The organism is Streptomyces sp. NPDC058335, assembly GCF_042723915.1.
GTDB lineage: Bacteria > Actinomycetota > Actinomycetes > Streptomycetales > Streptomycetaceae > Streptomyces.
On record NZ_JBHXHX010000016.1, the window covers coordinates 57,929 to 81,498 of the forward strand.

General features: G+C 72.5%; 20 protein-coding genes. 13 read left to right on the forward strand and 7 right to left on the reverse strand.

The window, feature by feature from the left end; translation table 11 throughout:
• Positions 1–490 precede the first annotated feature (490 nt).
• Positions 491–1,399, forward strand: coding sequence for a serine protease (locus ACFWJX_RS28560; RefSeq protein WP_383248741.1), 909 nt, complete (start codon positions 491–493; stop codon positions 1,397–1,399).
• A 22-nt stretch (positions 1,400–1,421) separates the two neighbouring features.
• On the opposite strand, the gene ACFWJX_RS28565 is transcribed toward ACFWJX_RS28560, so the two are convergent.
• Both ACFWJX_RS28565 and ACFWJX_RS28570 read right to left on the reverse strand, forming a co-directional pair.
• The gene (locus ACFWJX_RS28565) at positions 1,422–3,038 is read right to left on the reverse strand and encodes an amidohydrolase family protein (RefSeq protein ID WP_383248742.1); all 1,617 of its coding nucleotides are present in this window, start codon (positions 3,036–3,038) and stop codon (positions 1,422–1,424) included.
• A 28-nt stretch (positions 3,039–3,066) separates the two neighbouring features.
• Positions 3,067–4,344, reverse strand: coding sequence for an amino acid deaminase (locus ACFWJX_RS28570; protein WP_383248744.1), 1,278 nt, complete (start codon positions 4,342–4,344; stop codon positions 3,067–3,069).
• A gap of 133 nt (positions 4,345–4,477) precedes the next feature.
• On the opposite strand from ACFWJX_RS28570, the gene ACFWJX_RS28575 reads away from it, so the two are divergent.
• The 5 genes from ACFWJX_RS28575 to ACFWJX_RS28595 all read left to right on the forward strand — a co-directional run bounded on the left by ACFWJX_RS28575 (position 4,478) and on the right by ACFWJX_RS28595 (position 9,014).
• Positions 4,478–5,518, forward strand: coding sequence for a sugar kinase (locus ACFWJX_RS28575; RefSeq protein ID WP_383248746.1), 1,041 nt, complete (start codon positions 4,478–4,480; stop codon positions 5,516–5,518).
• The gene (locus ACFWJX_RS28580; RefSeq protein ID WP_383248748.1) at positions 5,515–6,282 is read left to right on the forward strand and encodes an IclR family transcriptional regulator; all 768 of its coding nucleotides are present in this window, start codon (positions 5,515–5,517) and stop codon (positions 6,280–6,282) included. Before ACFWJX_RS28575 ends, ACFWJX_RS28580 begins: the two co-directional genes overlap by 4 nt.
• A complete protein-coding gene (locus tag ACFWJX_RS28585; RefSeq protein WP_383248750.1) occupies positions 6,279–6,689 on the forward strand; it encodes a RidA family protein in 411 nt (136 codons plus the stop codon). The genes ACFWJX_RS28580 and ACFWJX_RS28585 overlap by 4 nt, the downstream gene beginning before the upstream one ends.
• A gap of 145 nt (positions 6,690–6,834) precedes the next feature.
• Complete coding sequence (locus ACFWJX_RS28590; RefSeq protein ID WP_383248752.1) at positions 6,835–8,313, forward strand: GntP family permease; 1,479 nt, start codon at positions 6,835–6,837, stop codon at positions 8,311–8,313.
• An 89-nt stretch (positions 8,314–8,402) separates the two neighbouring features.
• The gene (locus tag ACFWJX_RS28595) at positions 8,403–9,014 is read left to right on the forward strand and encodes a hypothetical protein (protein ID WP_383248754.1); all 612 of its coding nucleotides are present in this window, start codon (positions 8,403–8,405) and stop codon (positions 9,012–9,014) included.
• Positions 9,015–9,032: 18 nt separating this feature from the next.
• On the opposite strand, the gene ACFWJX_RS28600 is transcribed toward ACFWJX_RS28595, so the two are convergent.
• Positions 9,033–10,400: a M14 family metallopeptidase gene (locus tag ACFWJX_RS28600; protein WP_383248756.1), complete on the reverse strand. Its 1,368-nt coding sequence runs from the start codon at positions 10,398–10,400 to the stop codon at positions 9,033–9,035.
• Between the two features lie 384 nt (positions 10,401–10,784).
• Here ACFWJX_RS28600 and ACFWJX_RS28605 point away from each other — a divergent pair, with 384 nt between their 5' ends.
• From ACFWJX_RS28605 to ACFWJX_RS28620, 4 genes are all read left to right on the forward strand, one after another.
• On the forward strand, positions 10,785–13,442 hold the full coding sequence (locus ACFWJX_RS28605) for a LuxR C-terminal-related transcriptional regulator (RefSeq protein WP_383248758.1): 2,658 nt from the start codon (positions 10,785–10,787) through the stop codon (positions 13,440–13,442).
• Positions 13,443–13,527: 85 nt separating this feature from the next.
• Positions 13,528–14,433: an anti-sigma factor RsbA family regulatory protein gene (locus ACFWJX_RS28610; RefSeq protein WP_383248760.1), complete on the forward strand. Its 906-nt coding sequence runs from the start codon at positions 13,528–13,530 to the stop codon at positions 14,431–14,433.
• 133 nt (positions 14,434–14,566) lie between these two features.
• On the forward strand, positions 14,567–15,028 hold the full coding sequence (locus ACFWJX_RS28615; RefSeq protein ID WP_383248762.1) for an ATP-binding protein: 462 nt from the start codon (positions 14,567–14,569) through the stop codon (positions 15,026–15,028).
• Between the two features lie 93 nt (positions 15,029–15,121).
• Positions 15,122–16,447, forward strand: a complete 1,326-nt coding sequence (locus ACFWJX_RS28620; protein WP_383248764.1) for an Nramp family divalent metal transporter — start codon at positions 15,122–15,124, stop codon at positions 16,445–16,447.
• Between the two features lie 85 nt (positions 16,448–16,532).
• Here ACFWJX_RS28620 and ACFWJX_RS28625 read toward each other — a convergent pair whose 3' ends face one another.
• Together ACFWJX_RS28625 and ACFWJX_RS28630 are read right to left on the reverse strand one after the other, a co-directional pair.
• A complete protein-coding gene (locus tag ACFWJX_RS28625; protein WP_383248766.1) occupies positions 16,533–17,828 on the reverse strand; it encodes a hypothetical protein in 1,296 nt (431 codons plus the stop codon).
• Positions 17,829–17,943: 115 nt separating this feature from the next.
• The gene (locus ACFWJX_RS28630; protein WP_383248768.1) at positions 17,944–18,450 is read right to left on the reverse strand and encodes a SigE family RNA polymerase sigma factor; all 507 of its coding nucleotides are present in this window, start codon (positions 18,448–18,450) and stop codon (positions 17,944–17,946) included.
• Between the two features lie 199 nt (positions 18,451–18,649).
• Here ACFWJX_RS28630 and ACFWJX_RS28635 point away from each other — a divergent pair, with 199 nt between their 5' ends.
• Together ACFWJX_RS28635 and ACFWJX_RS28640 are read left to right on the forward strand one after the other, a co-directional pair.
• A complete protein-coding gene (locus ACFWJX_RS28635) occupies positions 18,650–21,313 on the forward strand; it encodes a SpoIIE family protein phosphatase (RefSeq protein WP_383248770.1) in 2,664 nt (887 codons plus the stop codon).
• Positions 21,310–21,669, forward strand: coding sequence for a hypothetical protein (locus ACFWJX_RS28640; RefSeq protein ID WP_383248772.1), 360 nt, complete (start codon positions 21,310–21,312; stop codon positions 21,667–21,669). The genes ACFWJX_RS28635 and ACFWJX_RS28640 overlap by 4 nt, the downstream gene beginning before the upstream one ends.
• Position 21,670: 1 nt before the next feature.
• Here the strand turns inward: ACFWJX_RS28640 and ACFWJX_RS28645 are convergent, their stop codons facing one another.
• Together ACFWJX_RS28645 and ACFWJX_RS28650 are read right to left on the reverse strand one after the other, a co-directional pair.
• Positions 21,671–21,862, reverse strand: a complete 192-nt coding sequence (locus ACFWJX_RS28645; RefSeq protein WP_383248773.1) for a hypothetical protein — start codon at positions 21,860–21,862, stop codon at positions 21,671–21,673.
• An 11-nt stretch (positions 21,863–21,873) separates the two neighbouring features.
• A complete protein-coding gene (locus ACFWJX_RS28650; RefSeq protein ID WP_383248775.1) occupies positions 21,874–22,725 on the reverse strand; it encodes a helix-turn-helix domain-containing protein in 852 nt (283 codons plus the stop codon).
• Positions 22,726–22,984: 259 nt separating this feature from the next.
• Here ACFWJX_RS28650 and ACFWJX_RS28655 point away from each other — a divergent pair, with 259 nt between their 5' ends.
• Positions 22,985–23,485: an ATP-binding protein gene (locus ACFWJX_RS28655; RefSeq protein WP_383248777.1), complete on the forward strand. Its 501-nt coding sequence runs from the start codon at positions 22,985–22,987 to the stop codon at positions 23,483–23,485.
• Positions 23,486–23,570: the final 85 nt, after the last annotated feature.

Genomic DNA, 23,570 nt, shown 5'->3' on the forward strand with positions numbered 1-23,570 from the left:
CCGCCCTCGTCGGTGCGCGACCGCCCCCGTCGGCCCTGGCTGCTCTCCGTCGGCTTCCCGCCGCCCCCGGTCGGCCCGCCGCCTCCCCGTCGGCTCGCGTCGCCCCTGCCCCCCCCGCAAAGGGCCGCGTAGGTGAGGACGGGAGAGCGGCACGACGCGCTGAGGTGTCCCCATCCGGGCTCCGCCGGGCCGGTCCCGCTGCCCCTCACCGACTCCGACCCTCGACCCGCCCTCGTCGGTGCGCGACCGCCCCCGTCGGCCCTGGCTGCTCTCCGTCGGCTTCCCGCCGCCCCCGGTCGGCCCGCCGCCTCCCCGTCGGCTCTCGCCGCCCCTGCCGCCTCCCCGGCGGCTGAAAAGTGATCCTTGTCCTCCCCTCCCTCTGCGCTAACAATGCGCATGACAAAAAGCGCGCATGATCCGTCGCGCGTGACGCAGCAGCAGCGGCGGCCGGAAGATCTTCGGTCGCCTTGTCGTCAGAGGGGACCCCCACATGAGAAAGCCTCTCGTCGCCGCGCTCATCGCCCTGGCCATCGCCGGGGCCGGTGCGGCGCCCGCGGTCGCGGCGCCCGTGAGCGACGCGCCCGTGAGCGAGGCGCCGGCAGCCGTGAGCACGGCTTCGGCGCCGGCGGTCGCGGACACGAAGGCGGCCGCGTCGCCGACCCTTCAGGCCGTCACCCTGGCCGGGACCGTCGCGCTGAGCAACTGTTCCGGCTCCCTGGTCCGCTTCCCGAACTCGCTCGACACCGACCCGGCACTGGTCCTCACCAACGGCCACTGCCTGGAGACGGGCTTCCCCGCGCCTGGCCAGGTCATCGTCAACCGGGCCTCCAGCCGCACCTTCGGGCTGCTCAACTCCGCCGGCACCCGGGTCGCGACCCTGCGCGCCAGCAAGATCGCCTACTCGACGATGACCGACACGGACGCCACGGTCTACCAGCTCACCAGTACGTACGCGACGATCCGCAGCTCGTACGGCATCAGCGCGCTCACCGTGCAGGACACGCACCCCACCGCCGGCACCGCGATCACCGTCGCCTCCGGCTACTGGAAGCGGCTCTACAGCTGCAACATCGACGCGTTCGTGTACCGCATCAAAGAGGGCGACTGGACCTGGAAGGACTCGGTCCGTTACACCTCCGCCTGCCAGACCATCGGCGGCACGTCCGGCTCACCGGTGGTCGACCAGGCCACCGGCAGGGTCGTCGCCGTCAACAACACCGGCAACGAGGACGGCGAGTCCTGCACGGTGAACAACCCGTGCGAGGTCGACGCGAGCGGCAACGTCACCGTCCGCCAGGGCATCAACTACGCCCAGCAGACCTACCAGTTCCCGGCCTGCTTCACGACCCGGAACCAGCTCAACCTGAGCGCCGCCGGGTGCGTCCTGCCCAAGCCGTAGGGCGACGCGGAGGGGCGGTCCGTCACCCGGCCACGGGACTGCGGCGGACCGCCCGCCCCGCCAGTACGTCCGTCCGCCGGCCGTCCTCGATGACGAACCGGCCGTCGACCAGGACGTACGGGATGCCGGTCGGCGGCGTTCGCGGCGTGTCGTAGGTCGAGCCCGCCGCCACCGTCCGCGGGTCGAACAGCACCAGGTCCGCCCGGTGACCCTCGCGGACCAGGCCCCGGTCGGGCAGGCGCAGCCGGGCCGCCGGACGGCCGGTGAGGCGGGCCACGCACTCCTCCAGCGACAGCACGCCCAACTCCCTTACGTACTCCCCGAGATACCGTGGGAAGGTGCCGTACGCGCGCGGGTGGGGCTTGGTGCCCTGGAGTATGCCGTCCGAGCCGCCGGTGTGGACGCGGTGGCGCATGATCGCCCGGACGTTCTCCTCGTGGCCGACGTGCTGGAGGATCGCCGGGGCGAGCCGGTCCTCGACCAGGAGCCGGCGGGCGGTCGTCCAGGGCGCCTCGCCGCGCAGCGCCGCCGACTCCCGGACCGTACGGCCGACGTACTCGCCGAGTCCGGCGCTGCCGACGCCCGAGATCTCGATGGTGTCCCAGTCGACCGGCACGCCGTGGCAGCCGTCCGAGCCCACCACCTCCAGATCGTGGCGGACCCGCTCGGCGGTCCCGTCGTCCGCCAGCCGCCGCAGGATCTCCTCCGGGCCGCCCTCGCTCGCCCAGCTCGGCAGCAGGGCCACCAGGGTGGTGCAGCCGGCGGTGTAGGGATACGTGTCCAGGGTGAGGTCGGCCCCGGTGGCCAGCGCGTCGTCCAGCAGGGCCAGCAGGTCGGGCGCCCGTCCCTCGTTCACCCCGAAGTTCATGGTGGCGTGCGCGAGATGGAGCGGGCAGCCGGCCTGCCGGGACAGCTCCACCATCTCCGCGTACGCCTCCAGGGCTCCCGCGCCGTAGGAGCGGTGGTGCGGGCAGTAGTAGCCGCCGTACGAGGCCACCACCCGGCACAGTTCGGTCAGTTCGGCGTTCTTGGCGTACATGCCGGGCGTGTAGGTGAGCCCGGAGGACATGCCGACCGCGCCCTGTTCCAGCCCCTCGGCGACCAGTCGCCGCATCCGGTCCAGCTCGGCGGGGGTCGCCTCGCGGTCGTCCCAGCCGACGACGAGCGCGCGGACCGTGCCCTGGGGGACGAGATAGGCGGCGTTGACGGCGATGCCACGGTCCAGCCGGTCGAGGTACTCGCCCACCGACCGCCAGTCGAAGTCGATGTCCTCGCCCGAGCCGTTCCACCCGGCGATGGACCGGCGCACTCCGTCGAGCGTGCGGTCGTCGACCGGTGCGTACGACAGGCCGTCCTGGCCCAGCACCTCCAGCGTCACGCCCTGGGCGGCCTTCGCGCTGTGGTCCGGGTCGCGCAGCAGGGCGAGGTCGCTGTGGGCGTGCATGTCGATGAAGCCGGGGGACAGGACGAGCCCCTCGGCGTCCAGTTCGCGGACCGCCTTCGGGCGCTGGCAGCCCGCGGCCGCCGCCTCCTTGACGATCGAGACGATCCTGCCGCCGTCGACCACCACGTCGGCGCGGTAGGAGTCCGCGCCCGTGCCGTCGACGACGTCCGCGTCACGGATGACGAGATCTTCCACGACCGAACCTCCCAGAAGAATGTACGGACTAGAAGAACGTACGGATGTAGTCGACGACCGTGCCGTCCGCCTCGGCCAGCGGGATCAGCTGCCACTTGTCGAAGGACGTGCACGGGTGGGACAGGCCGAGGCCGACCCAGTCGCCCACCTCCAGGTCCGCGTCCGGGGCCGTCCGCAGCCACGCGTGCTGGTCGGACAGGGCGGTCACCTCGACGCCGGCCGCCGCCCGTTCGACGCCGTCGCGCCGGACGACCTGGGCGAAGGGCAGGTCGAGGTCGTACGCCGCGTCCCGCTTGCCGGCGTTCACGAAGGCCTGCTCGGCGGAGGGCCGGGACACCACCTGCGCCCAGAGGCGGAACGCCGGTTCCAGGGCGCCCTCCTCGGGAACGCGGTTGAACGGCGTGATCTTGCGGTAGTGGCCGTCGTCGTGCGAGACGTACGCGCCGGAGCGGAGCAACTTCAGCACGGGCGCGGAGAGTTCGGGGATGCCGGCGAAGACGTCGGCGACCGCGTCGAACCAGGCGCTGCCGCCCGCGCTGACGACGATCTCCGCCACGCCCGCGAACCGCCCCGCCTTGTCGAGGTCCACGGCCAGCGCCACCAGCCGGCGCAGCCAGGCGTGCACGCGCTCCGGGTCGGCCCCCGGCACCTCGCCCTCGTAGCCCGCCACGCCCACCAGCCGCAGGGCCGGCGCCGCGGCCACCGCGTCCGCGACCGCCGCGCACTCCGCCTCCGTACGGACCCCCGTGCGGGCGCCCTCCCCGGCGGCCAGTTCGACGACCACGTCCAGCGGGCGGGCCGTCCCGCGCAGGGTCGCGTCCATCAGCTCCACCCCGCGCACGGAGTCGACGTAACAGACGAAGGAGAAGCCGGGGTCGGCGGCCAGTTCCGCCGCCGTCCAGCGCAGGGCCGCCGGGTCCACCAGCTCGTTGGCGAGGAAGACCCGCTGGACGCCGTACGCCCGCGCCACGCGGACCTGGTGCGGGACGGCGAGGGTGATGCCCCAGGCGCCGTGCTCGATCTGCCGCCGGAACAGCCGCGGCGCCATGGAGGTCTTGCCGTGCGGGGCGAAGGCGAGGCCGTGGCGGGTCGCGTAGGTCTCCATGAGCCGCAGGTTGTGGTCGAGGCGTTCGGCGGACAGGGCGAGGACGGGCGTGCTGAAACCGCCGGTGAAGAGGTTGCGGCGCTGGGCGGCCAGTTCGCCGACCGTCAGACCGTCGGCGTCCGGCGGGAGGCCCTTGAAGCGGTGGTCGACGCGCTCCTCGGCGAGCCGCGCGAGCGCTTCGGTTCCGGGGTCCAGGGCCATGCGAGCCTCCTGAAGTGACGTGTTGCGTCATGTGCAACGCTCATTGCGTATGTCGCTAACCGCTGTCTAACATCTCGGCCAACGCGGGGTCAACGGAGCCGACCCGCACACCGACCAGGGAGCTACGACGATCGTGACCGCCACCGGACCCCGCAACGCCCCCGACGTCGTGGACGTCGTCGCGCTCGGCGAGTCCATGGTCACCTTCCTGCCCTCCCGGCCCGGCCGCCTCGCCGACGTCCCCTCCTTCGACCGGGCCATCGGCGGCGCCGAGTCCAACGTGGCCTGCGTGCTGGCCGCCGCCGGCCACTCGGCCCGGTGGATCAGCAGGGTCGGCGCCGACGGCTTCGGCGACCACCTGGTCGAGACGATCGGGGCGTACGGCGTCGACGTCACGGCCGTCCGACGGGACCCCGCGCGACCGACGGGCGTCTACTTCCGCACCGCCGGGGACCGGGCGACCGACGCCCACGAGGTGGCGTACTACCGGGCCGGGTCCGCGGCCTCCGCGATGGCGGCGGGGAACGTGGACCTCACCGCCGCGCGGGCCGGACGCGTCCTGCACCTCACCGGCATCACCGCCGCCCTCTCGGAGGAGTGCCGCGGACTCCTCCACGAACTGACCGCGCCCCATCCAGCCCGGCCGCTCGTCTCCTTCGACGTCAACCACCGCCCCGGACTCTGGCAGGACGGCGACGACCCGCGCGCCCTGCTGGAACTCGCCCGCGGCGCCGACCTCGTGTTCGTCGGGGCGGACGAGGCACAGGAGGTGTGGGGCCCGCACGGCGCCGACGCCGTCCGCCGCGCCCTGCCCGGCCCCGCCACGCTCGTCGTCAAGCAGGGCGGACACGGCGTCACCGTCCTCGACGCCGGCCACGTCACCTTCGTGCCCGCCCCGCGCGTCGACGTCGTCGCCGCCGTCGGCGCCGGGGACGCCTTCGCCGCCGGCTTCCTCTCCGCGACCCTGCGCGCGCTGCCCATGAAGGCCCGCCTCCGCCACGGCCACCTCTGGGCCGCCGCCGCCCTCACCGTCCCCGGAGACCTCGCCGTACCTCCCTCCCGCGACCACGCCGACCGCCTCGCCGCCCTCGACGACGGCGCGTGGGGGAGACTTCGACTCGGCCCCGGCTGGACGCAAGCCGCGGCGGCCACCGAGGAGGTACCCACCCCATGAGCCAGACCGTCGACCGCGCCCTGAGCATCCTGCCGCTGCTCGCCGAGGGCCCCGCCGATCTCGGACAGGTCGCCGACCGCCTCGGCGTCCACAAGTCCACGGCCTTGCGGCTGCTGCGCACCCTGCACGAGCACGGGCTCGTCTACCGGCAGTCCGACCAGCGCTACCGACTCGGCGCCCGCCTCTTCGCCCTCGCACAGGAGGCCATGGAGAACCTCGACATCCGCGAGATCGCCCACCCCCACCTGGCCCGGCTCAACGAACGGTGCGGACACACCGTGCACCTCGCCGTGTACGAGGAGGGCGAGGTCCTCTACATCGACAAGGTGGAGAGCCGCTACCCGGTGCGGATGTACTCCCGGATCGGCAAGCCGGTCGCCATCACCGTCGCCGCCGTCGCCAAGCTGCTCCTGGCCGACCTGCCCGAGCAGGAGCGGCGCACGATCGCCGAGCGACTCGAATACCCCCTCTACACGGCCCGTTCCACCCCCAACGCCCCCGCTTTCCTGCGGGAGCTGACGAAGGTGCGCGAACAGGGCTGGGCCACCGACCTCGGCGGCCACGAGGAGTCCATCAACTGCGTCGCCGCGCCCATCCGGGGCGCCGACGGCCGGGTGGTCGCCGCGATGTCGGTCTCCGCGCCGAACGTCGTCGTCACCGCCGACGAACTCCTCACCCTCCTCCCGCAGGTGCGCCGCACGGCGGACGACATCAGCGGCGAGTACTCCGGCAGGACCCCAGCGAAGGACACCGCACGACCATGACCGAAAAGATCGCGCTCACGCCGAACACCCACACCACCCCGCCCGCGAAGTTCTCGCACGGCGTGCGCAAGGGCAACATCCTCCAGGTCGCCGGCCAGGTCGGCTTCCTGCCCGCCGAGGAGGGCAGGCCTCCCACACCGGCCGGCCCCACCCTGCGCGAGCAGACCCTCCAGACCCTCGCCAACGTCAAGGCGATCCTGGCGGAGGGCGGCGCGAGCTGGGACGACGTGATGATGATCCGCGTCTATCTGACCGACGTGGACCACTTCGCCGAGATGAACGACCTCTACAACACCTACTTCGAGGAGCAGGCGCTCACCGCCCCGCCCGCCGCCCGCACGACGGTCTACGTCGGCCTCCCCGCAGGGCTCCTCATCGAGATCGACGCGCTCGCCGTCCTGGGCTGAGCCCGATCCCCTGACGGCCCGCCAACTCCCGCACACCTCGACTCCGCACGCCGTACGACGGCACGGCGACCCCCGATCCGGGGGCGCGCCGTGCCGCGATCCGCCCTGCCCGAAAGCTCCATGTTCTTACGCAGAGGACCCCCGAATGTCCCTCCCCGTCCCCCTCGCGGCCGCCGCCGAAGCCCCGCCCCACACCGGCGGACTGCTCCTCCTCGTCGACGGCACGGCCGGACTGCTCACGGTCGCCGCCCTCGGCATCGCCCTCCTGCTCGTCCTGATCATCAAGGTCAGGCTCCAGCCGTTCGTCGCCCTGCTCGCCGTCTCCATAGCCGTCGGCCTGTCGGCCGGACTGTCCGTCACCGAACTCTTCGGCACCGTCCAGCGCTCGGACGCCGTCTCCACCATCGAGTCCGGCATGGGCGGCATCCTCGGCCACGTCGCGATCATCATCGGCCTCGGCACCATGCTCGGCGCGGTCCTCGAGGTCAGCGGCGGCGCCGAGGTACTGGCCTCCCGGCTCCTCAACCTCTTCGGTGAGAAGCGGGCACCCCTCGCGATGGGCATGACCGGCCTCATCTTCGGCATCCCCGTCTTCTTCGACGTCGGCATCTTCGTCCTCGCGCCGATCGTCTACGCCGCCGCCAAGCGCAGCGGAAAATCGATCCTGCTGTACTGCCTCCCCCTGCTCGCCGGCCTGTCGATGACGCACGCCTTCCTGCCCCCGCACCCGGGCCCGGTGGCGGCCGCCGGACTCCTCCACGTCGACCTCGGCTGGGTCATCCTCATGGGCGTCGTCTGCGGCATCCCCGCGGTGCTGGCCGCGTGGGCGTACTCCGCGTGGATCGGGCGCCGCCTCTTCGTCGCCGTACCGCAGGACATGGTCGAGGCGGCGGCGGAGGCGCGGTCGGCCGTCGTCGAGGAGCAGCGGACGCAGGGTGTCGTCCCGCGCGAGGACCCGGTACCGCTGGGCACCGTCCTCGGAATCATCGGTACGCCGCTGGTGCTGATCCTCGCGGCCACCTTCTCCTCGATCGCCCTGGACCCCTCCACCACGCGCTCGGTGATCGAGTTCTTCGGCAGCCCGTTCGTGGCCCTCACGATCGCCCTGCTCCTCGCCTACTACCTGCTCGGCATCCGGCGCGGCTGGTCCCGCAAGTCCCTGGAAACCGTCTCCACGGCCTCGTTGAAGCCGGTCGGCAACATCCTGCTGGTCGTCGGCGCGGGCGGCATCTTCGGTGCCGTGCTCAAGGCGAGCGGGGTCGCGCAGGCGCTCTCGGACACCTTCAACGACGTGGGTCTGCCGGTGCTGGTGCTGTCGTACCTGATCTCGGTGGTCCTGCGGGTCGCCCAGGGCTCGGCGACGGTGGCGATCGTGACGACCGCGGGCATCGTGGCGCCGCTGCTCGCCGAGGGGGACCACTCGCAGGCCTTCGTCGCCCTCGTCATCATGGCCATCTCGGCCGGCTCCATCTTCGCCTCGCACGTCAACGACGGCGGCTTCTGGATGGTCGCCAAGTACTTCGGGATCAGCGAGCGGGACACCCTCAGGACGTGGACCGTGCTGGAGACGGTGCTGTCGGTCGCCGGGTTCCTCGTGGCGGCCGTATTGAGCCTGTTCGTCTAGCCGCGGTCGCTCTATCGCGTGTAGGCGTCTCATAACGAAGTGGGGGGCCGACTGTGTCCGGCACAGGATCTTCGACCATACTGCCCGCTGTGGAGCAGCGTATAGGTTCGAGCAGCCAGCCCCTGGAGGGCGCCGGATTCGATCCGGCATTCATCCCCGGGCTCACGTCGCCCGTGACCGCGGAGGCGAAGGACGCGAAGCCGAAGGACGCGGAGCCGAAGGACGCGGAGCCGGAGGACGGCTCGGAGGACGACGCGGCGGTCACCGCCGAGGACGCCTCGGAGGGCGAACCGGCAGCAGCGGCCGAGGAGTCGGGGGACTCGGGGGCGGAGGAGTCGGAGTCCGACGAGGCTTCGGACGGTCCCGTCTTCGAGGCCGCCGACCGCCGGGCGCGGATCGTCGCCGACGCCCGGGGCGTCCGCCTCCGCCTCGACGCGGAGGAGTGCGAGTTCCGCTGGGAGGAGATCGGCGCGATCGAGACGGAAGTCCCGCGTTTCGGAAAGCGGTTGACCATCACGGTGCACACCCCTGACCGCCGCTGGTACCCGATCGAGATCGAGGCGACGGCCAGGGGCCGCTTCAAGGAGTGGGACGAGCAGCTGGACGCGGTTCTCGACGCCTACTTCGACGACGAGGCCGACGGCAAGGACTCCGACGCCGACACCGGCGTCGACAGCCAGGCCGAGGAGTCCGCGTCCTGATCCGCCCGGCGGCTGCCGCTAGCTGCAGTACTGCGTCTGCTTCCCGATGGACCGGTACATGCAGTCCGAGTTCTCCAGCAGTTGCAGCACCGCGTCCTTGTTGCGTGCGGTCTCCCGCTCGATGACCTCGTCGGGCGGGTAGAAACCGCCGCCGCCCGACGAGCCCGGGTACATCTCGAAGGTGTACGCGAAGATCTTGTGCGTGCCCCAGAGGTAGTCGTCGATCGACCCGTCCGTGATGTACAGGTCGCTCGCCTGCTCCGGGGTGTACCCGTTGCTCGCGGCCATCGACCGGCCGACCGTGGCGAAGGCGTTGCGGTCGTCCGCGGTCATCCCGGTGGTCGTGTCCGCCGAGGTGTATCCGAAGGGCCACAGCACCAGTTCGCTGTACGTGTGGAAGTCGATGCCGGCCCTGATCTGCTGGACGCCGCCCACGACCCGGCTGCGCACGAAGTTCGCGACCACCTTCACCTCGGGCGCCGACTCGGCCGCCGTACCCCGGTACGTCTCGGAGGACGGCGAGCCCGAGGAGCCGCCGCAGCAGCCCCACCGGTAGGCCCAGTTGCGGTTCATGTCCGTACCGACCGCCGTGGAGCCGGAGTTGGGCTGGCGGTTCTTGCGCCACGACCGGTAGGCACCGGTGGCGACGTCGTACTCGCCGCCGTCCGGGTTGAGGTCGGGCACGATCCAGATCTCCCGGTTGTTGACCATGCTGGTGACGCGGGAGTCGGTGCCGTAGCCGGCGCCCAGCTCGCGGATCAGGTACAGGGCCATCTCCACGGTCAGGTGTTCACGGGCGTGCTGGTGGTGGGTGAACAGCACCTCGGGCTCGGCCTCGTCGGTGCCGACGTTGTCGCTGATCTTGATGGCGACGATGTTCCGGCCCTGGTAGGACGTGCCGATCACCCGCTTGCTGATGATGTTCGGGTAGGCCGCGATGCGCTGGTCGATCTCCGCGTTCATCTCGGCGTAGTTGTGGTAGCGCGCGTCGGCGGACGGGAAGTCGTAGAGCCGCACCTCGCCCTCGGCGGTGCGGTCCGGGGCGGCGCCCAGCGGGGCGACCTCGTAGCCCTGCGCGCGCAGCTTCTTGATCTGGTCGGCGCGGCCGGAGACGACGACGGTCTCCTCGTCGGCCTCGTCGACGCTCACCCCGGACGCGGCGATCGCGGTGCGCATTTGGGACGTGCTGTGGTGGACGTGGATCTCGTACTGGCGGATGTCGTCGGCGGAGGCCGCCGGCTTCGCGGCACTGCCGGCCGCCGCGTTCGTGGCCGTCGCCGAGACCGGCGCGGCGAGGGCGAGGGCCATCAGGGCGGCCAGCGCGGCGGTTCGTCTGCCGCTGCGGCCGGGACCGCGGGTGCCTGCGCCGCGTGTGCGGAGTCGCATGGGTTCTCCTCGGTTCTCCAGAAGTCCGGGATCGCCGGACGCGTGGGGGATGGAGCGGGGATGGAACTGTGTGCGGGGCTGTGCACGGGTGCGGGGTGCCGCTCATCGTCGAGGCATGACATGGTCAGGTCAAGGGTGGGCAAGGCGCCGAATGGCCGGAATCGTACGGAGCGACCCCGCGCGGGAGGGGGGTGCCGCGCCCGGCGACGGCCGCGCAGTGTACGCGTGACCGGCCCTCAGGTGGCGGACCTGGGCAAAGTGCACCCGCGGGTGTGAGCCGCGCGTGCATATATGTACGCCCCGGGGAAGGCTGAGGGTCCGCGCACAAGAGGAGTCCGGTCCTCCGGCTCCTCAGAGGACCCCACCGCAGAGGACTGGCTGATCATGGGCGGATCAGCGCCGAGCCGGGACGGCCACCTGCCGGTGGAGACGACCAGCTTCGTCGACCGGCGCGGCGAACTGGCCGAAGGACGCGAGCTGTTGGCCCGCGCCCGGCTGGTGACCCTGACCGGCCCCGGCGGCGTCGGCAAGACCCGGCTGGCCGGGCGGATCGCCTCGCGCGTCGCCCGCGCCTTCCCCGACGGTGTGTGCTTCGTGCACCTCTCCGGCCTGCACGACCCCGAACTCGTTCCGCTCGCCGTCGCCGACGCGCTCGGCCTCCACGACCACTCCGCCCGCCCGGCGCTCGACACCCTCGTGGAACGCCTCCAGGACCGGCGGCTGCTGCTCGTCGTCGACAACTGCGAGCATCTGCTGCCCGCCTGCGCCGCACTCGCGGGCGCGCTGCTGCACGGCACCACCGGCGTCCGGATCCTCGCCACCAGCCGCCACCGGCTCGGCCTCACCGAGGAACACCTCATGGACGTACGGCCGTTGCCCGTCCCCGACCCGGACGGCGACCTCTCCGCCGCCGACGGCTACCCGGCCCTCGCCCTGTTCGCCGACCGGGCCGCCGCCGTCGTCCCCGGCTTCCGCCTCACCGCCGCGAACCGGGCGTCCGTGGCCCGCCTCTGCCGCCGCCTCGACGGCCTCCCGCTCGCCATCGAACTGGCCGCCGTGCGGATGCGCGTCCTCGACGTCGACCAGCTCCTGGCCCGCCTCGACGACCGCTACCGCCTCCTCACCGGGGGCAGCCCCACGGCCGCCCCCCGCCACCAGACCCTGCGGGCGGCGGTCGCCTGGTCCCACGAACTGTGCGGGGAGGCGGAACAGAGGGTGTGGGCCCGCCTGTCGGTCCTCCCGGCAAGCTTCGACCTGGAGACGGCGGAGGCGGTGTGCGGGGACGCGGGGGCGGATACGGGGGAGCGGCCCGGAGGGGACCAGCGCGAGGCTCGCCTCTCGTCCCGAGTCGGGCGCTGGGTGGGCGAAGGTCCGGGGGCTCCGGGGGCGGAGCCCCCGGGCTCGGGCCGGCAAGGGTCGGCGGGGGCGGAACACACGCCGCCCCTCCAGCCGTACGACATCCTCGACGCCGTCGCCGGACTCGTCGACAAGTCCGTCCTCTGCCGGGAGACCGACCCGGCCGGTGGCGTCAGGTACCGGCTCCTGGACACCCTCCGCGAGTACGGCCTGGAGCGCCTCCGCGAACACCCCGGCGAGGAACACGCCACCCGCACCCGTCTCCGCGACTGGATGCAGCACCGGGCGGCGACCTGCGAGCGCGACTGGTTCGGCCCCGGCCAGCCCGGCATCGTCACCCGCCTCCGCGCCGACCAGGACACCTTCCGCGCCGCCCTGGACTTCAGCCTCACCACCCCCGGCGAGGCCCTCGCGGGCCTCCGCCTGGCGGGCACCCTGTGGTTCCACTGGCACGCCTGCGGAGCCCCCCGTGAAGGCCGCTACTGGCTCGACCGCGCCCTGGCCGCCAACCCGGAGCCAACCCCCGAACGCGCCCGCGCCCTGTGGGTGTCCGGCCTCCTCGCCGGCTGCCCGGAGGACCTCACCCGCGGCAGGCACCGCGCCGAACAGGCCCGCGACCTGGCCGACCGCCTCGGCGACGCGGCGGAGGCGGCCCACGCCGACTACGTCATCGGCGTCATCCGCCTCTTCAGCGACGACCTGGAGGGTGCCCTGGCCCACTTCCGGGCCGGTGTCGACCGCGGCCGAGTCCCCGGTCAGCACCTCAGCCTCGTCGGCCTCGACCGCGTCGAACTTGCCTGCGCCCTGGGCTTCCTGGGCCGCGCCGACGAGGCCATCGCCGTCTGCGAGGAGACCCGCAGGTTGTGCGCCGACCACGGCGAGCAGTGGGTGCTGTCGTACGTGGAGCGGATGCTGGCCCTCGCCCACACCGTGAAGGGCGACTGGGAACGGGCGGAGCGGCACGGCCGCGAGGCGCTCCGCCTCAAGCTCGCGGTGCACGACGTGGTCGGCATGAGCCTCACCCTCGACCTCCTCGCCCGCATCGCCGCCGAACGCGGAACCGCCGACCGCGGCGTCCATGGCCGTGGCGCCCACGAGCGCGCGGCCGTCCTGCTGGGCGGCGCCGACCGCGCCTGGGCGGACGTCGACCCCAGCCGCTGGGGCTCGGCCGCCCTGAACGCGACCCGCCGCGCCGCCGAGGACCGGGCCCGGCGGGCCCTCGGCCGCACCGAGTTCCGCCGCGCCTACGACCGCGGCGCCGCCCTCGCCCTCGCGGACGTCGTCCGCCACGCCCTCGGCACCCCCGAACCGACGGCCCGGCGCCGCCCCGCACCCCCACCGTCCGGTCCCGCCCGCGCCACCGGACCGGCCCCGCACGGCCCGGCCCCGCGCCCCGCCCACCCCGGCAGACCCCCGGGCCCCGAGCCCGCCCCGCACACCCCGTCCCCCAGCCCGGCAGCACCGCCCCGCGCACCCGTCGTCGAGGCCCCGCCGGACGCCGTCCGTCTCACCCGCCGCGAGGCACAGGTGGCCGAACTGGTCGCCGAGGGCCTCGCCAACCAGCAGATCGCCGACCGCCTGGTGATCGCCCGCCGCACGGCCGAGGGCCATGTGGAGCGCATCCTCAGCAAGCTCGGTTTCAGCAACCGCAGTCAGATCGCCGCCTGGGTGACGGCCCAGAGGTAAGGCAACGCCGAACCCGAACCCGAACCCGAACCCGAACCCGACAGACCCGACAGAACTGACGCGACAGAACAGAGGGGACCGCCCGATGACCATCCGAACCGCCCCGCCCCGGAAGGCGTTCGACCACCGCATGACAGCCCCCGGCACGGACGAGGCCTTCCTCGCCGCCGCGCTTCCCTTCCTCGCCGAGGGCCTCGCCGCCGCCGACGAGCCCCCGCCGGTGGCCATCGTCGCCCCCGCCAAACTGGCCGCCCTGCGCGACGCCCTCGGCACCGACACCAAGCGCATCACCCTGGTCCCGCACACCGACTGGTACACCGGCTCCGCCGCCAACGCCGTGGCCCGCGCCGCCGGTCACCTCGCCGCGCACGCCGGCCCCGACGGCCGTATCCACCTCCTCATGGAACCCGTGTGGAACGGCCGGGCCGGCCGCTCCCCGCGCGAGAGCGCCGAGTGGCTCCGCTACGAGGCCCTCTCCAACCTCCTGTTCGCCCCCACGTCCACCACCGCCCTGTGCGTCTACGACACCCGCACCACAGCCCCGGCCCTCGTCGCCGCGGCCCGCCGCACCCACCCCGACAGCGGCGCGTACGAGGACCCGCTCCGGCTGACGGCCGAACTGGACGCCACCCCCCTGCCCCGCCCCCCGGCCGACGCCCGACACCTCCCGGCGCCCACCACGGACGCCGTCCGCTCCTGGGCGGCCGGACAGGGCCTCGGCACCGCCGACGCGGAACTCTTCGCGAAGGCGGTGGCGGAAGCGGCCTCCCTGGCCCCCGTCGCCACCACCCTCCTCTGGGGCGAAGCCCCCGCCTGCATCTGCGAACTGCACCTCTCCCACCGCGTGGACGACCCCCTGGCCGGCTTCGTCCCCCCACCCGCGAACACCCCGCCCTCCGGCCAGGGCCTCTGGTTCACCCGCCAGGTCTGCGCCTACGTCGACCTCCGCCCGACCCCGGAGGGGACGGCCGTACGCCTCCAGTACGGGTGAGCCCCGATATCCACGGGTATCTCCGGGTATCCGCAGATACCCGCGGGTATCCGCCCGTCCGTAGCTGTCCACAGGTACGGAAACAGGTAGTCCTCCCCGTGTACGGGTAGTCGGGGGAGGTCATCCTGGAAGCATGCTGCAACTCTCCGGGGGGCGCCTTCCTGACCCCGACTCTCCGTACGGCGCCTGTCCTCAACCGCCCCTGGGCGCGGGCCACTGGAGTGTCGAGTACGACCCGCGGCCGTCCGCCGTCGGGGAGGCGCGCTCGCAGGTGCGCCGGCAGCTGGAGGGCTGGGGGCTGGCCGAGCCCGACGACCTGGTCGACACCGCCGTACTGCTCGTCAGCGAACTCGCCACCAACGCCCTGCTGCACTCCGCGAGTCACTACCGGCTCACGCTGTCCGCGTCGCACGGCGTGCTGCGCTGCGAGGTGACCGACACCGGCCGCCGTACCCCGCAGGTACTCCAGGCGGGCTCCGCGGAGAGCGGCCGGGGGATGTTCCTGGTGGAGGCGCTCGCCCGGCGCTGGGGCTGCCACCAGGACGGGCCCGGCAAGACGGTGTGGTTCGAACTGGGCACGTGTGCGTGTGCTTGACGCTCCGCCGGGGTGGGTTACGCGCCCCGGGCGGGCGTTGCACTCGCGTACGCCCTCTTGTCGGCTGCGACTCCTTCCGCTTTCTTGATTCCTATGGCGGACACCACGGGTAACCCCACTGACACCGAGGCATCATCCGGCGGCAACAACCCCTCCCCCCGCAAGTCCAGTTGGCGCCACATCGGCCCCGGCATCGTCGTCGCGGCGACCGGCGTCGGGGCCGGCGACCTGGTCGCCACCCTCATCGCCGGCAGCAACTTCGGCTACACGCTGCTGTGGGCCGCGGTCCTCGGCTGCCTGGTCAAGATCTCCCTCGCGGAGGCGGCCGGCCGCTGGCATCTCTCCACCGGCCGCACCCTCTTCGACGGCTGGGCGAGCCTCGGCCGCTGGACGACGTACTTCTTCCTCGTCTACGTCGTCGTCTGGGGCTTCGTCTACGGCGCGGCGGCGATGTCGTCCAGCGCGCTGCCGCTCCAGGCACTGTTCCCGGACGTGATGGACCTGGAGTGGTGGGCCATCGCCTGCGGGCTGGTGGGCCTGGTGTTCGTCTGGTTCAACAAGTACGCGGTCTTCGAGAAGGTCATGACGGTCCTGGTGGGCGTCATGTTCGTGGTGACCGTCTACCTCGCGATCCGCGTGACGCCGAACATCCCCCACGCCCTGGCCGGTCTGCTGCCGGTCCTCCCCGACGAGAAGGACTCGATCCTCAACACCCTCGGCCTGGTCGGCGGCGTCGGCGGCACCATCACCCTCGCGGCCTACGGGTACTGGGTCAACGCCAAGGGCTGGACCGACACCGGCTGGATGAAGGTGATGCGGCTCGACAACCGCGTCGCCTACATCACCACCGGGGTCTTCGTCGTGTCCATGCTGTTCGTCGGCGCCGAGCTGCTGCACTCCGCGAACGTGGCGATCGCCAGCGGCGACAAGGGACTCGTCCAGCTCGGCGACATCCTGGAGGACGAGTACGGCACGGCCACCGCCAAGTTCTTCCTCATCGGCTTCTTCGCCACCTCCTTCACCTCCCTGATCGGCGTCTGGCACGGCGTGAGCCTGATGTTCGCCGACTTCGTCGCCCGTTATCGGGGCAGCGCGCGGGCCACGGGCGCCGAGGTCGCCTCCGGCCGGCGCGAACGCTCCTGGCCGTTCCGCCTCTACCTGCTGTGGCTGACCTTCCCGCCGATGGTCCTGCTCTTCCAGGGCCAGCCCTTCCGCCTGATCATCCTGTACGGCGTACTGGGCGCGGCCTTCCTGCCCTTCCTCGCCCTGACCCTGATCTGGCTGCTCAACTCCGCCCGCACTCCCGCCGAGTGGCGCAACGGCCGGCTCAGCAACGGGATGCTCGCGACGGCCGGCCTGCTGTTCCTGGTGCTGTGCGTGAAGCAGATCTGGGACCAGCCGTGGTCGGAGTTCTTCTGAGCCGCCTCGTAGGTGAGTGACGGCCGCCCGCTGACGCCGGGCCGGGCCGGCCGCGGTCGGCGGCCGGCCCTCCCGCGGTCAGGCCTCAGCCGCCCAGCACCAACCACTGCGGGCTGAGCGCGATCTTCCGCAACTGGGCCATCGTGAGGGCCGGTTCGGGGCGGGTCGCGGCCGTCGTCTGACTGCCCGAGTTGAAGGCGCTGATCACCACGCGCCTGCCGTCCGCGCGCATCGTGTCCACGGTCCACATCACGACGCCCTCGCCGCCCTTCTCCCCGGGCCCCTGCCGCGTCGCGACGCGCGTGCCGTCGGGAAGGGTCTCGGCGCCGGAGCCGTACAGCTCGCCGGCGGCGTCGGACATGTCGCGCTGCATGTTGATCTGGACGTAGCTCTTGCCCTTGCCGTCGTCGACGACGGCATAGGCGAACTCGGTCTCGTCGTGGTCACTGGAGACGACCTTCACGCCGTCGGGCAGCGACTTGGTGAGGATCGCGAGGATCCGACGGCCCTCGTAACCGGTCGCGCCCGCGGTCGAGCCCTCCGTGGAGGAGGACGGCTTCCGGGTCTCCTCGGGGATGGCGCCGGCGACCCGCCGCCACTCGTCCGCCGCGGCCAGCGTCTTCAACTGCTCGAGACTGAGCGGCGGTTCGGGCCGGGAGACGGGCTTGTCCTTCTGGGCGGCGGCGTTCCACTCGCTCACGCTCACCCGCGTCCCGTCCGGAGTGACCAGGTCGGCACTCCACGACTTGGTGTCCGCGCGACGGTCCGGGTACTCGTACCCCTGGATGAGAGTCACCACGGACCCGTCGGGCAGGGTCTGCGTCACGCAGCTGTCCAGGCCCGAGTCGGGCAGCTCCATCTCGGGGCAGGGCGTCACCGCGCTCGCCGGATCGAAGGCCTCGCCCCCGCCCCGGACCCGGTCCACGAGCAGCGAGACCGACCCCGCGCCCTTGCCGTCGTCGAACACCACCTGCGCGAACGGCGGCAGCGGACTGTCCGTGCCCCGTGCCTCGCCGCGGGTCACCTCCCCCTTGGGCAGCAGCTTCGTGAGGGTGCGGACCATCTCGGCGCCGGAGACGGCGGGCACGGCGGGGGTGGCGGCCACGGCACTCGGTGTGCCGGACCCGGTCGCGGCGACCGAGCCGTGCTGCGGGGAACCGCCTGCGCCGGAGGGTACGAGCAGCGCCCCGCCCACCCCCACGAGGGCGAGGCCTGCCGCACCCCCCACGATGGCGGCCCGCCGCCGCAGGCGCAGTCGGCGCCCTCGCACCTCGCCGGCCGCGACGAGCGCGGCACGGTCGGTGTCGAAGGCGCCGCCGGCCTGGTGCAGGGCAGCGGAGAGCCGGTCCTCGAAGGGGTCGTGGGTCTGGTCGACGGGCATGGCGCACCACCGTTTCCGGGGTCGGATTGGTCGAAGGAAGTAGTGGGGGTGGTCGTGCCGCCCGCTGACGGGCGTTCAGTGCCGGGCAGCCCGCTGGAGACGGGCCGGGGCACGCTCAGGGACGGGCGTACTCGCCGATGTCCTCGCCCAGCAGTTCCCGCAGCCGGCCGAGGGCCCGCACACACCGCGTCCGTACGGCGGCGGAGCTGGCGTTCATCGCACGGGCCGTCTCCTCGACGGACCGGTCCTCCCAGTACCGCAGGACGAGAACGGCCCGGTCCTTCGCGGGCAGCCGGCCGAGGGCCTGCACCAGCGTGAGCCGCAGGGGCACGTCGGCCCCCGCGCCCGCCCGCTCGGGAAGGACGTCCACGGCGCGCTCACCGCTGCTGCGCCGCCGTTGATGGGTGAGGAAGGCGCGGGTGAGGACGGTCTGCGCGTACGCGGCGGGGTTGTCGGCCCGGGAGACGCGCCCCCAGCGGACGTACAGCCTGCCGAGGGTCTCCTGCACGAGATCCTCGGCGAGGTGCGTGTCCCCCGCGGTGAGCAGACACGCGGACCGGTACAGATGCCCGGTCCGCGCCGCCGCGAACTCGGCGTACTCGTCCGCGCGGACCTGTCTCATGCGTGTTCCCCCAGTCCGGTGGGCACCTGCGCGCCCTGTGTCTCTGGTGCCCGCCCTGTGCCCGTGCGGGCTGCCCTCACCTCATTGATGCGGTGGGACGGTGGAAATGTTTCAGGGTGACGGAAGGAATCTTCACCCGTCCGCCGCCCGGCAGCCGTGAGCAGGCGCGAGGCCGGGCCCGCTGGGGCAGACTGAGGCCATGGCCGACCACCCTGCTCCGGGAACGCCATCGCGCCGGTTCGCCCAGGGGCCGCGGAGCGCGGCGGAGGCTCGTCGGTTCGTGCGGTCCGCTCTGGACGGCGTCGCGTCGGACGTGGTCGAGACCACTCAGCTCCTGGTCAGTGAGCTGGTGACCAACGCGCTGCTGCATGCCCGCACCGAGGTCGAGGTGTCGGCCCGGGTGGACGGCGGCACGGTGCGGGTGGGCGTGACCGACCGGCGGCCGGACCACGGGATCGTCCCGTACACATACCCCCCGTACGCCGGTACGGGGCAGGGCCTGGCCCTCGTCGAGGAACTGGCGTCCCGGCACGGCGTCGACGTAGGCGAGGACACCAAGACGGTGTGGTTCGAGCTGGCGCCCGACGGGACACCACGGCAGCCGGACGGGTGGGAGACCTCGGCGCCTCCGCCGGGCCCCGTCTCCGCTGCGACCGTGACACTGGTCGACGTACCAGGAGCGCTCTACTCGGCGTCCCAGCAGCACCGGCACAGGCTGCTGCGCGAGATCGTCCTGGCCCTGGCCGCCGGAGAGGACCTGGGCGTGCCACCGGGCGAACTCGCCGCAGCCCAGGACATGAACCACCTGATCAGCACGTGTGTGACGGCCGCACTGCGGCAGGAGGCCAACGGAGCGGAGATCCGCTCGCTGCCCCTGCCCGTGCCGTCGGACGCCGGGCCCGCGGTGCAGGCGCTGCGCACGGTTCTGCACCTGGCCGAGGAGAAGGCCCGTGACGAACGGTTCCTGACCCTGCCGGCCCTGCCGCGGAGTCGCGTCTTCCACCAGTGGCTGTTCGACCAGATCGTCGGTCAGCTCGCCGGCGGACCCCCCACCGCGTGGACGGTGATGCCCCGGGAGCCCGGCGCCAGCCCTTCCGAGCTGGTGCCCTGGGACGTGGGCCAGGTGCACGCCAGCAGGGTGGCGACGATCGCCGCCGACGAGCGGAACACGATCATCGCGGCGAACGGACCCGCGGCGGACCTGCTCGGCCGGCACCCGGACGACCTCGTCGGGCTGCCCCTCACCACCCTCATCCCGGAGCACCTCCGCAAACGCCACCTCGCGGCGTTCACGTCCCTGCTGCTCAGTGGACAGCCCAGGATCCTGGGCCGCTCGGTACCCCTCCCCGCCCTGCACCGCGACGGCCGACTGGTCCCCGTCCGGCTGTTCATCCAGACCCAGGAGATGCCCGACGGCCGCACCGTGTTCGTCGCCCAGCTCACCCCCAGGGCCGCCGCGCCGCTCACCACGTCCCGCCCGCCCGGCCGGACCCGCCCCGTGGCACCGCAGCCACCGGACCGCCCCACCCCGTCGGCCGCCCCACAGACCGGGGAAAGCGGCGCGGGCATGACGGCGCTGGAACGGCTCACCCTGCTGGCCGACACCGGGGCCGCGCTCACCAACGCCCCGAACCTGGACGAGGGGGTGGAGCAGGTGGGCCGGGTGCTCACCGGGCGGCTGGCCGACTGGTGCGCGGTGGACCTGTTCACCGCGGAGGCCGCCCGCGTGGAGCGGGTCTGCGTCGTCCGCCGCGCCCCCGAGACGGCCTGCCCCGAGGAGCACGAGGGCCTGCTCCCGCCCGTGTCGGAGGCCGCCCGCGGACCTCTGGCCCGAGCGCTGCGCGGCGCCGGCCCGCTGCTGCTCACCGAGGTCCCGCCGCCGAGCCAGGCCACGAGCCCGCTGGACACCCACTACCGGGAACTGCTGCGCGACATGGGGACGCGCAGCGCCGTCGTCGCCCCGCTCAGGGCACGCGGGGAGGTCATCGGCGCCCTCACCGTGGCCCGCGGCGGTGCGGAACGGCCGTTCACCGAGGACGACCTGCCCCTGATCGACGACCTGGCGCGCGCCCTCGCCCTGGGAGCGGACAACGCCCGCCTCTACCAGGAGACGAGAAACATCGCCGAACGTCTCCAGCGCTCACTGCTGCCCGTACTGCCGGAGATCGGCCACCTCCAGATCTCCGCCCGCTACGCGGCCTCCTCCACCACCGCCCAGGTCGGCGGCGACTGGTACGACAGCTTCGTCCTGCCCGGCGGGGACACCGCGGTGGTGATCGGAGACGTCACCGGGCACAACCTCGACGCGGCCATCGCCATGAGCCAGTTGCGCAGCATGCTGCGCGGCATCGCCGTGGACCGGCAGGAGCCCCCCGAGACGGTTCTGCGCCGCCTGGACATGGCGAACCACAGCCTCTACCGGGAGGCCACCGCCACCTGTATCTACGGACTCGTCAAAGGCCCCGAGGACGGCCCCTGGGAGCTGGTGCACTCCTCAGCCGGTCATCTGCCGCCCCTCCTCATCAGCGAGGACGGCCGCACCCGCTATCTGCAGGACGGCGCGGGAGTACTCCTCGGACTGGACCCCGACCTGCCCCGCCCCCGGGCCCGTGACGCGATCCCGGCCCGCTCGACCGTCCTCCTCTACACCGACGGCCTGATCGAACGCCGCGAAGAGTCCCTCGACGACGCCATGGACCGCCTTCGCCGACACGCCGCGGCCCTCGCCCGCGAACCCCTCGACGTGTTCTGCGACGAACTCCTCATCCGCCTGGGAGCGGACAGCGACGACGACATCGCCGTCCTCGCGGTCCGGCCCGTCCCGCCTTCGCAGCCCGTACGTCGGGTAGCTTCCCGGGTGTGACAGAGCAGCAGCAGCCGCCCCCCGTCCCGACCGGCTTCGGCCCGCCCCCACCGCAGTACGCCCCCTCGGCACCGGATGCCCCGGAGTTCCTGGCGGTGGCCAAGCACAGCTCGGTCGTCGTCGACGCGTCGGGCGTGGCCTTCGACATGTACGACCTCGTCGTCGACTTCACCTGGCCCGAGATCCGCAGCGTCCACTACAAGGCAAGCCCCGACGGCAAGGCCCTGATGGTCGCCGTGGTCCACGTGGACGGCCGTGTGTACGAGGCCGTGGTGAACGCCAAACCACGCGAACTGCTGCGCGGCTGGTTCGCACAACTGGCCTGGGTGCTGGGGTACTACCGCCCGGCCGGCTGACTCACAGCAGGTGGTCGGCCTTCCCCGCCTTGATGTCGAGGATCATGGTCCGGAGCGCGTCACGGGAGTCGGTGAGGTGGACATCCTCAGCCCCGGCTATGGCGATGTAGGCGTTGCCGTCGGGGTCGGTGCCGAGGCGGAAGCAGCTGGCTCCCTCACCGCAGAAGGGCTCCTCCCAGATGATGCCGTCCATCTGACGTCTCCTTACAGACTGTTGGCGATGTCCAGGATCAGGTCCCGGGATGCCGCTGGCGAGAGCGCGATGCGCTCCATCCAGTCCAGGTGCGTACGGTACTTGGCCAACTGCGCCTCACCGCCGAGAAATTCCGGCCCATGCGTACTGTCGACCTGCACGGTGTCCAGCCGGGGCGCCGGGCCCTCCAGATAGTTGAAGGTCTGCCCCGACCCGGGAAACGTACCGGCGGCGAACGGAATGACCAGCAGCCGTACGGTCGGCCGCTCGGACACGGTGAGCAAATACTCCAACTGGGCGCGAGCCACTTTACGGCCGCCGAACTGCATCCGCACGGCGGCCTCGTGCAGGACCCCGACGTACTCGGGCGGGTCGTCCCCCTCCAGCACCTGCTGCCGCTCGACCCGGAATGCCAGTCGCAAGGCGACTTCGTGCTCGGGGAGGGGCGGAAGCACGGCCCGGAAGAGTTCGAGAGCGTGGTCGCTGGTCTGTAGCAGCCCAGGAATATGGGCGATGTGCACAGTCCGCATCCGCGTCGCGTAGGCCTCGGACTCGGCAATGTCCAGTAGCCCGGCGGGCAGGGCACCTCGGTAACGCTCCCACCAGCCACGCCCGCTGGGCCGAGCCATGCTCACGAGGCCTTCGATGTACGCCTGGTCCGAGCAGTCGCAGTTGCAGGCGAGGGTGCGCAGCCGCTCGGGACTGATGGTGCGGATGCCGGTCTCGATATTGGAGATCTTCGCGCGATCGAGCCCGAGCAGCCCGGCGGCCTGGTCGGCCGTTATCCCCGCCGCCATCCGCATCTTCCGCAGCTCGCTGCCCAGACGCTTCTGGCGCTCGGTGGGTGTCGTCCTCGGAGGCATGCCGTTCCTTCCCGTGCGGTCAGTCAGCAGTCTGCCGTCAATGGGCACCGCTGGACCCCGGTCGGGTCAATTTCAGGTTTCGAGTGGCAATTGAACCATCGGGCGCTCTACATTCAGTAACGCCTCAACTACACGACCGCAGTTGGCAGAGCACCGCGCGAGCCTGCCCGCACGCTTCTTCCCTGGGAGGGGCGGGCCCGCGCCAGGGGGACGAGCCACCGACTGCGAGCGCTGCCCATCCACGACCAGGAGCCCAGCCATGCCCATGCCCCGCTGCCCGCTCGCCCCCACCTTCCCCGCGGACTTCACGCCTCCCATGCCCGAGACCGTCTCCTACAGCCTCACTCTCCCCGCCGCCCTGGCGAGCCCCGCCCTCGCGCGGGCGACGACCCGCGAGGTCCTCAAGGCCCATGACCTGCACGACATGCTCGACCCGGCGCTGCAAGCGGTGGGCGAACTGACGGCGGTAGCGGCCCAATTCACGGAATCCGCCGACTTCTACCTCTCCCTCCGTTACCGAGCGGCCACCCTCCGAGTGATCGTCTACGACAACCACCCGCGCCACACCCAGCCCCACCTGGCCAACGCCTGCGACACCCGCCGCCGCGCGGCACTCCGTGTCCTGGCCTGTGTCTGCCGGGCGTGCGACGGCGACTGGGGCTTCGGGGAATCCCGCGAGCCGGGTGGCGGCACGCGCATGTGGGCAAGGCTGCCGAGGGAGAGCGCGGCGACGTACGGCACGGCTCCCGGAAGGGGGTAGCCGAGACTCGTCAGGGCGACTCGGCAGCGAGGTACCCGCGGACGCGGGCCAGCCGCACCGACGAAGCCCGGAACCGGATACCGCC

Excerpts from the sequence above, each read along its gene's own strand:
- ACFWJX_RS28615 (WP_383248762.1), top strand. The coding sequence starts at position 14,567 with ATGCTGCAACTCTCCGGGGGGCGCCTTCCTGACCCCGACTCTCCGTAC.
- ACFWJX_RS28645 (WP_383248773.1), bottom strand. The coding sequence starts at position 21,862 with ATGGACGGCATCATCTGGGAGGAGCCCTTCTGCGGTGAGGGAGCCAGC.
- ACFWJX_RS28620 (WP_383248764.1), top strand. The coding sequence starts at position 15,122 with ATGGCGGACACCACGGGTAACCCCACTGACACCGAGGCATCATCCGGC.
- ACFWJX_RS28560 (WP_383248741.1), top strand. The coding sequence starts at position 491 with ATGAGAAAGCCTCTCGTCGCCGCGCTCATCGCCCTGGCCATCGCCGGG.
- ACFWJX_RS28585 (WP_383248750.1), top strand. The coding sequence starts at position 6,279 with ATGACCGAAAAGATCGCGCTCACGCCGAACACCCACACCACCCCGCCC.
- ACFWJX_RS28635 (WP_383248770.1), top strand. The coding sequence starts at position 18,650 with ATGGCCGACCACCCTGCTCCGGGAACGCCATCGCGCCGGTTCGCCCAG.
- ACFWJX_RS28580 (WP_383248748.1), top strand. The coding sequence starts at position 5,515 with ATGAGCCAGACCGTCGACCGCGCCCTGAGCATCCTGCCGCTGCTCGCC.
- ACFWJX_RS28650 (WP_383248775.1), bottom strand. The coding sequence starts at position 22,725 with ATGCCTCCGAGGACGACACCCACCGAGCGCCAGAAGCGTCTGGGCAGC.
- ACFWJX_RS28610 (WP_383248760.1), top strand. The coding sequence starts at position 13,528 with ATGACCATCCGAACCGCCCCGCCCCGGAAGGCGTTCGACCACCGCATG.
- ACFWJX_RS28570 (WP_383248744.1), bottom strand. The coding sequence starts at position 4,344 with ATGGCCCTGGACCCCGGAACCGAAGCGCTCGCGCGGCTCGCCGAGGAG.
- ACFWJX_RS28625 (WP_383248766.1), bottom strand. The coding sequence starts at position 17,828 with ATGCCCGTCGACCAGACCCACGACCCCTTCGAGGACCGGCTCTCCGCT.
- ACFWJX_RS28590 (WP_383248752.1), top strand. The coding sequence starts at position 6,835 with ATGTCCCTCCCCGTCCCCCTCGCGGCCGCCGCCGAAGCCCCGCCCCAC.
- ACFWJX_RS28605 (WP_383248758.1), top strand. The coding sequence starts at position 10,785 with ATGGGCGGATCAGCGCCGAGCCGGGACGGCCACCTGCCGGTGGAGACG.
- ACFWJX_RS28600 (WP_383248756.1), bottom strand. The coding sequence starts at position 10,400 with ATGCGACTCCGCACACGCGGCGCAGGCACCCGCGGTCCCGGCCGCAGC.
- ACFWJX_RS28630 (WP_383248768.1), bottom strand. The coding sequence starts at position 18,450 with ATGAGACAGGTCCGCGCGGACGAGTACGCCGAGTTCGCGGCGGCGCGG.
- ACFWJX_RS28655 (WP_383248777.1), top strand. The coding sequence starts at position 22,985 with ATGCCCATGCCCCGCTGCCCGCTCGCCCCCACCTTCCCCGCGGACTTC.